Annotated in this window: 7 protein-coding genes; 5 read left to right on the forward strand and 2 right to left on the reverse strand. The window is 71.0% G+C overall.

What is annotated here, in order from left to right; genetic code table 11:
- Window positions 1-26: 26 nt before the first annotated feature.
- Window positions 27-1,310: a beta-propeller fold lactonase family protein gene (locus ACFWGZ_RS37580; protein WP_382456357.1), complete on the reverse strand. Its 1,284-nt coding sequence runs from the start codon at window positions 1,308-1,310 to the stop codon at window positions 27-29.
- Between the two features lie 178 nt (window positions 1,311-1,488).
- On the opposite strand from ACFWGZ_RS37580, the gene ACFWGZ_RS37585 reads away from it, so the two are divergent.
- Together ACFWGZ_RS37585 and ACFWGZ_RS37590 are read left to right on the forward strand one after the other, a co-directional pair.
- Window positions 1,489-1,980, forward strand: coding sequence for an RNA polymerase sigma factor (locus tag ACFWGZ_RS37585; RefSeq protein ID WP_382456363.1), 492 nt, complete (start codon window positions 1,489-1,491; stop codon window positions 1,978-1,980).
- Window positions 1,973-2,827: a hypothetical protein gene (locus ACFWGZ_RS37590; protein ID WP_382456358.1), complete on the forward strand. Its 855-nt coding sequence runs from the start codon at window positions 1,973-1,975 to the stop codon at window positions 2,825-2,827. The genes ACFWGZ_RS37585 and ACFWGZ_RS37590 overlap by 8 nt, the downstream gene beginning before the upstream one ends.
- Here ACFWGZ_RS37590 and ACFWGZ_RS37595 read toward each other — a convergent pair.
- Window positions 2,812-4,140: a serine/threonine-protein kinase gene (locus ACFWGZ_RS37595; RefSeq protein ID WP_382456359.1), complete on the reverse strand. Its 1,329-nt coding sequence runs from the start codon at window positions 4,138-4,140 to the stop codon at window positions 2,812-2,814. The genes ACFWGZ_RS37590 and ACFWGZ_RS37595 overlap by 16 nt on opposite strands.
- 69 nt (window positions 4,141-4,209) lie before the next feature.
- Here ACFWGZ_RS37595 and ACFWGZ_RS37600 point away from each other — a divergent pair, with 69 nt between their 5' ends.
- From ACFWGZ_RS37600 to ACFWGZ_RS37610, 3 genes are all read left to right on the forward strand, one after another.
- Window positions 4,210-5,166, forward strand: a complete 957-nt coding sequence (locus ACFWGZ_RS37600; RefSeq protein ID WP_382456360.1) for a magnesium transporter CorA family protein — start codon at window positions 4,210-4,212, stop codon at window positions 5,164-5,166.
- Window positions 5,167-5,173: 7 nt separating this feature from the next.
- On the forward strand, window positions 5,174-5,941 hold the full coding sequence (locus ACFWGZ_RS37605) for an enoyl-CoA hydratase/isomerase family protein (RefSeq protein ID WP_382456361.1): 768 nt from the start codon (window positions 5,174-5,176) through the stop codon (window positions 5,939-5,941).
- 270 nt (window positions 5,942-6,211) lie between these two features.
- Window positions 6,212-7,324, forward strand: a complete 1,113-nt coding sequence (locus tag ACFWGZ_RS37610; RefSeq protein WP_382456362.1) for a hypothetical protein — start codon at window positions 6,212-6,214, stop codon at window positions 7,322-7,324.
- Window positions 7,325-7,364 lie beyond the last annotated feature (40 nt).

The following is a 7,364-nucleotide window of genomic DNA, read 5'->3' on the forward strand; positions in this document are numbered from 1 at the left end:
CTCCCGGCCTCCCGTCGCCGAACCGCTCAGAGCAGCCTGATGTACCCGCGGGTCGCGGCACCACCGTGCTCGTCGTTGCCCGCGTACGACGCCGTGAAGCCCTGCAGCAGCGTCGACACACCCACCAGCAGCGGGACCTGCGCGTCGCACACGGCCTTGCCGGACGCGTTGGTCGTCGCGGTGCAGAGCGGCGTGCCCTTCACCGTCTGGAAGACGACCTGCTGACCGGCGACCGGCGCCCCGGTGTGCTTCTCGGTCAGCGTGGCGTTGAGGCCGCGGACCGTGAACCCGAGGAGCCGCAGCTGCAACTGGGCCTGCCCCGCGACGAGCTTCGACGGGGCGGGCGGCACGAAGCTGACCGCGATGCCCACCGGGCGCTGGCCGACGGCGAGGGTGCCGGTGACCGTGTTCGTCGCGGTGTCGACGACCGACACCGAGTTGCCGCCGAAGTTCGTGACGTAGGCGCGGGCGCCGTCGGGCGTGAGGGCCACGCTGATCGGGCGGTCGCCGACCACGATCTTCTGCAGCTCGGTCATGGTCGTCAGGTCGACGACCGACACCGAGTCGAACTCGCTGTTCGTCACGTACGCGCGGGTCCCGTTCGGCGACACCGCGATGCCGTGCGGGGTGAAGCCGACGGCGGCGGTGCCGACGACGGTGCGGGTCGCCACGTCGATCGCAGAGACGGAGTCGGACCCCTTGTTCACCACGTACACCCGCTTGCCGTCCGCCGAGGCGGTGATCGCGGTGGAGGTGCTGCCCACCGGGATCGTGGCGGCAACCGCGTTGGTCGTGGTGTCGACGACCGAGACGCTGCTCGGGCCGACGACGTCGTGGGTGACGTAGACGGCCTTGCCGTCGCGGGTGACGACGACGCCGTCCGGGTTCTGGCCGACGGTGATGGTCGCGGTGACCGCCAGCGTGGCCGTGTCGACCACGGACAGCGTGCCGTCGCCGTAGTTGGTGACGTAGACGAAACCGCCGCCGGGCGCGACCGCGACGCCCGCCGGGTGGCTCCCGACGGGAACGGACTTGTCGACCGTGTTGGTCGGTGTGTCGATGACCGTGAGCGTGTTCTGCACGGAGTTCGTCACGTAACCGCGAGTGCCGTCGAAGGCGACCGCCGCCATGTACGGCGAGGTGCCGCCGCTGTCGGAGATCGTCTCGGACACCGCGTTCGTGGCCGTGTCGATGACCGACACCCCGCCGCCGTTGTTGGCGACGTACCCGAGGACCCTGCCGGCGGGCGCCGCCGAGGCCGGGCTCACCGGGCTCACCACCAGCGCCGAGGTGACGGCCGCAGCCACCACCAATGGACGTAACCGCATGTTCTGTGCCTCCTGGCGCGCTACATCCCGACCTGCCCAGGACATCGCGACCGGCTCAGCGGGCGTTAGCCTCTTCAGCCTCTTCCCGATCGACGAGAACCGTCCACTGTGACCCAGGTCACTGCAACACCGGCGGTGTGGCGAGCCAAGTGGGGACGTGATGTTCGCGGAGCTGTTCGACGAGCACGCCCACCCGTTGCACCGCTACCTGGCGCGGCGGGTGGGCGCCGACGTCGCCGACGACCTCGTCAGCGAGACCTTCCTGGCCGCGATGCGCGGCGAGGAGAACTACGACCCGGACCGGGGCAGCGCGGTCGGCTGGCTCTACGGCATCGCGACGAACCTGTTGCGCGGCCACGCCAAGCGCGAGACCCGCCTGCTGCGCACCGCGGAGCGCTACGGCGTCGACCTCGGTGTCGCGGAGTCGCTGGAGCACTCGGTGGTCGCCCGCATCGACGCCCGGTCGCACCTGCGCCGCATCGCGGGCGCGCTGGCGAAGATGTCCGGCGCCGACCGCGACCTGCTGCTGCTCGTCTCGCTCGCGGGGCTGAGCGTGCAGGAGGCGGCCGAGGCGCTCGGGATGAACCCCGGCACCGCCCGGTCCCGCCTGCACCGCCTGCGCGCCAAGCTGAAGGAAGTGGAACATGCGTGACGTGCTGGACGACGACCTCGCCGAGCTCTACCCCGTGCGGGGCAGTGACGACGTGCGCCTGGCCCGCTTGCGTGCGCAGCTGTTCATCGAGAAGCCGGTGCGGCGGACGCCCCGCTGGGTCGGCGTCGCGGCGGCGGCCGTGGCGGTCGTGATGATCACCGGGCTGGTGGTGCTGCTGCGGCCGGAGCACCGGGAAGCGCCCGCGACCCTGCCGACGACGCCCGCGACGTCGTTGCAGGAGGCGGCGACCCTGCTGGAGCTCGCGCCGAAGCCGACGCGGCAGTACCTGCACGTGAGGTACGTGGTGTGGCAGGCGCTCACGGACCACACCGGCAAGAGCGCGGCGGCGTTCGAGTTCGTGGCCGACGTGTGGCTGCCCACCGCGTCCGACGAGATCGTCGTGACCCGCCGCAGGTACACCGGCGGGCAGCGCGCCCTGTGGGGCCCGCCGTCCGCGGAGCTCCTGCCGGACGACTACAGCGGCCCCGGCCTGTGGAACTCGTTCTGCTCCTCCACCCCCTGCGAGGAGGGCGTCGCCTCGTTGCAGCTGCGCGCGGACCCGGCGCAGAAGCTCGAGGACGCGTTCTCGGCGATGGTGTCCCCGTTCGCCACGACCGAGGAGAAGGCCGAGCTGTACCGCAGGCTCCTGGTGTCCCCCGAGATCCGCTGGGACAACGGCACGGTGCTGACCGACGGCGGCCGCGTCCGGTACACGATCGACCCGGCGACGGGCAGGGTGAGCGGCTTCGAGGAGCGCATCCCCCCGGTGGGCAGCCCGCTGCCGGCGGACGTGGTGACGAAGTCCGGCACCATCACCTACGAGTGGACCGATCAGCGCCCGTCGTAGGACCGCGGCAGGTACCAGGCCAGGGCGGCGCGCAGCTCGGCGACGTCGCGCTCACGCCGCCGCCTGGACCGTTCGTGGGCGACCGGGAACACCCGCACACCGCCGTGGTTCGCTCCGAAGAAGCGGCGCGGCGCCGGGTCCTTCAGCCACACGACGACCCACGGGCGCTTCTTGTGCGGCACGACCCGCACCCGTGCGAGCTCGTACCACCAGTACTGGTGGAACTTGCCGTTGCGGGTCGTGGCGATGCCCTCGCGGCTGATCTCGATGACGACCTTGCTGCGGGCGGCCGCGGCGAAGAACCGCGCGGCGCGCACGACCAGCACGCAGAACGCCGCCAGCGCCAGCAGCTGCGTGGCGCCGTTGGCCTGCGCGGCGGGGTCGGCGATCGCGGCGGCGAGCAGGGCCGCGGCGAGGTTGAGCACGGCCCACGCCATCGGCACGAACCGCGACGTCGAGAACGTCGCGGCGGCGGGCGTCATCGGCGCGGGCGGCGCCTTGGTGGCCGGCGGCTTCGGCGTGACGACCTGCGAGAGCAGGCGCGTGACCTCGGTCGGCTCCGGGCGCCGGGCCGGGTCGCGGTGCAGGCACTTCTGCACGAGCGGGCGCAGCGCCTTGGGCACGCCGTCGATGTCCGGCTCGCCGTGGGCGGCCTTGTAGAGCAGCGTCGCCGTCGGGCCCTCGCCGAACGGGCCCTTGCCGGTCGCCGCGTAGACGAGCACCGCGCCGAGCGCGAAGACGTCGGACGGCGCCGCGACCTCCTGGCCGGTGATCTGCTCCGGCGACAGGAAGCCGGGCGTGCCGAAGACCATGCCGGTCTCGGTCAGCGCCGTGTGCTCCATCGCGCGGGAGATGCCGAAGTCGATGACGCGCGGGCCGTCGGCGCCCAGCAGCACGTTGGACGGCTTGAGGTCGCGGTGCACGAGCCCGGCGCGGTGGATCGCGGTGAGCGCCTCGGCCAGCCCCTCGGCGAGGCGGCGCAGGTGGTGCTCGGGCAGCGGGCCGTGCCGCTCGATGGCTTCCTGCAGCGTCGGGCCGGGCACGTACTCCGTGGCCATCCACGGGCGCGCCGCGCGCGTGTCGGCGTCGACGACCGCCGCGGTGCCGGCGCTGCCGACCGCCCTCGCCATCTGCACCTCGCGGCGGAACCGCTCGCGGAAGCGCGGGTCGTCGGCCAGCTCGGCGCGGGCCACCTTGACCGCGACCTGCCGCCCGTCGCCGCCTTGCCCCAGGTAGACCGTTCCCATGGCACCACGACCGAGCCTGCCCAGGAGCAGGTAGTCGCCTATGCGTTGTGGTTGGTCCACCTTCACCGGTTCGAGGGTAGCGGGAACTCGGGCTCAAACCTCACATCTGAGTAGATCTACGTATCGTTGTCACCCATGGGTCGGACCCGCTTGTACCGCAACGGCGAACTCGCCGGCTCGAACTTCCCGGTCGCCGAGGTCGCGGAACACCTCCGCGACCCGTCCTCGGTCGTGTGGTTCGACCTCTGCTCCCCCACGCCGGACGAGATCGGCCTGCTGCGCGACGACCTGGGCCTGCACGAGCTCGCGATCGAGGACGCGTTCTCCGAGCGCCAGCGGCCCAAGGTCGACCGCTACCCCACCCACCTGTTCCTCTCGGTCTACGCCGTGCGGTACGAGCACCACGAGATCAAGACGTGCGAGGTCGACGTGTTCGTGACCCCCACCGCGCTCGTGACGGTCCGGGAGAGCGAGGACTACGACCTCCGCGGTGTGCAGCACCGCTGGGACAGCGCTCCGGCGCTCGCGTCGAGCGGAGTCGGGTTCCTGCTGCACGGCCTGCTCGACGACGTCGTGGACGGCCACTACGCCGCCGCCGAGAGCCTGGACGACGACATCGAGGCCCTCGAGGACCGCATCTACGACGAGAAGCCGCACGTCGGCCGCAAGGCGCTCCAGCTGCGCCGTGCCCTGGTGCAGCTGCGGCGGGTCGCGCTGCCGATGCGCGAGGTGCTGGGCTCGTTGCTGCACCGCGAGCACGCCCTCGTGGACGACGCGATGACGCCGTACTACCTCGACGTCAAGGACCACGCGCTGTTCACCGCCGAGCTGACCGAGTCGATGCGCGAGCTGGTGACGAACCTGCGCGAGGCCGAGGTGGCGGTGCAGGGCAACCGGCTGAACTCGATCATGAAGAAGGTCACCAGCTGGGCGGCGATCATCGCGGTGCCGACCGCGATCTCGGGCTACTACGGCATGAACGTGCCCTACCCCGGCTTCGACCAGCGGTGGGGCTTCTGGGTGTCCACCGCGGGCATCCTCGGCCTGTCCTGCTTCCTCTACTTCCTGTTCAAGCGCCGCGATTGGTTGTGAGCCGGTTTTGAAGATCCACCTGACCCGACGCGACGAGCTCGCGATCATCACGATCGACGCGCCACCGCTCAACCTCTACAGCCTCGACCTCGACGCCGAGTTCCACGACGCCCTGGACGAGCTGGGCGGCGCGCGGGCGCTGCTGGTCAACGCCACCGGCAAGGTCGTGTCCGGCGGCGTCGACGTGTCGCTGTTCGCGGCGCAGGAGTACCGCGAGGACGCGCAGGCCCTGTTCGACCGCATGCTGCTGCTCCCCCAGCGCCTCGCGACGCTGCCGATCCCGACCGTCTTCGCCGCCCACGCCCTGTGCCTGACCTGGGCGTTCGAGCTGGCGGTGGCGTGCGACCTGATCGTCGCGACCCAGAGCGCCCGCTTCGGTCTCGTGGAACGGGTCGTGGGCCTGACGCCGACGATGGGCGGCACGCAGCGCCTGGCCGCGCGAGCGGGAGTGGGCCGCGCGAAGGAGTTCGTGATGACCGGCGAGCTCTACGACGCGGCCACGATGGAACGCTGGAACGTCGTGAACCGCGTGTTCCCGGACGACGACTTCGCGAGGCAGGCGGAACTCTTCGCGGCGGCTCTGTCGACCGGCCCGACGCAGGCGTTCGCGGCGACGAAACAGGTTCTCGCGCATTTCGAGAACGGCGGCGTCCCCGAGGCCGACGCACACGTGACGACGATCGCCTCGGCATTGTTCGAGACCGAAGATCTTCCACGCGCTGTGCACAGCTTCCTCACGGACGGTCCCGGCCACGCCACATTCGCGGGTCGCTGATCTCACACATCGGAGATTCGAATGGCTCGGTGATAAAACCGTGATCTACCTGCTCACACGGATGAGCCATTCCTGCCGGGCCGGAAGATGATGTTGCGGCACAACAGTTTCGGCTTGACTCCGCACGTCGTCACGTGCAGTGTGCTGTCCGTTCAACGGCCCTGGTGCACACTCCGTCGCACGAGTTCGCACACATTCCGCAACGGCCGACGACACAATCAGCGAGTTCACGGTCCCCCGTCGTGAACGCGCGTGGAGGTAGAACCAGCCGTGAGACTGAGATTGGCCGTGCTGCTGACCGGTGGTGTCATCGCACTGGCCGCCTGTTCCCCGACCAAGGCGGCCCAGCTGACACCCGTCCCGGAGAGCACCAGCGCCACCTCGACCAGCACCACCGAGAGCTCCGCGCCCCCGAGCAGCAGCTCGGCGGCCCCCAGCAGCAGCACGACCCCGCCGAAGTCCGCCACGAACGGCCCGGTGAAGCCACCGCCCAACCCCGGCACCCCCGCCCCCGCCGGCGCCCCGGGCTGGCAGCTCACCCAGAACAACACCGGCCTGGCCGCCCAGGGCCTGAACTGCGACGCCCTGCCCGCCTACACCGGCCCGGCCTCCCCCGCCGCGGGCACGGTCATCTCGGGCAAGCGCATCGAGCAGGCCCTGGTCCTGTTCGCGGGCAACATCACCGTCGAGAAGTCGTGCATCCGCCCGGCCAGGCTGAACGAGGCCGCCCCGCTGGTCACCACCAACGGCCCGTGCGGCAGCAACTCCTGCCAGGTCACCGCGGCCCCCGTCACCATCCGCGACTCGAACATCGACGGCTCGAAGCTCTCCGCGTCGACGATCGCGAAGTCGTGCGCCTTCCTCGGCGTCGGCACCCTGCAGCGCAACTACATCACCGGCATGGGCTCCGGCATCTGCTTCTACAACACGGGCAGCAACCTGAGCGGCCTCGCCGAGGGCAACTACGTCCGGGGCCTGCGCACGGCGGGTGACGCCCACAACGACGGCGCGACCATCCGCGACTTCCCGCTGGACCGCAACCCGGGCCGCACCCTGACCTTCCGCAACAACCGCATCGACTGCTCCACCGGCCAGGACACGGGTGCCCTGTTCATCCAGACCTACGGCGGCGACATCGACAACGTCACCGTCGAGGGCAACCTGCTGGAGGGCGGCGGCTACCAGCTGGGCCTCGAGTCGAGCCACGGCAACCAGTACGGCCGCAACATGAAGTCCGTCAACAACCGCTTCACCGGCTCGGGCTGGGGCGCGGCCTACGTGACCGCCAACGGCGTGGGCTACAAGTGGGCGGTCTGGCAGGACAACTACCTGCTGGACCCGAACGCGCCGGACGCGAAGGGCAAGCCCGCGGGCACCCCGTGAGCGCGGTCCGCTCCTGACGCGGCGCCGGGCGGCTCCCCGC

It is taken from the genome of Lentzea sp. NPDC060358 (assembly GCF_042725365.1).
GTDB lineage: Bacteria > Actinomycetota > Actinomycetes > Mycobacteriales > Pseudonocardiaceae > Lentzea.

What these genes read in the sequence shown, in the direction of transcription:
- ACFWGZ_RS37585 (WP_382456363.1), top strand. Translation starts at nt 1,489, where the DNA reads ATGTTCGCGGAGCTGTTCGACGAGCACGCCCACCCGTTGCACCGCTAC.
- ACFWGZ_RS37590 (WP_382456358.1), top strand. Translation starts at nt 1,973, where the DNA reads ATGCGTGACGTGCTGGACGACGACCTCGCCGAGCTCTACCCCGTGCGG.
- ACFWGZ_RS37600 (WP_382456360.1), top strand. Translation starts at nt 4,210, where the DNA reads ATGGGTCGGACCCGCTTGTACCGCAACGGCGAACTCGCCGGCTCGAAC.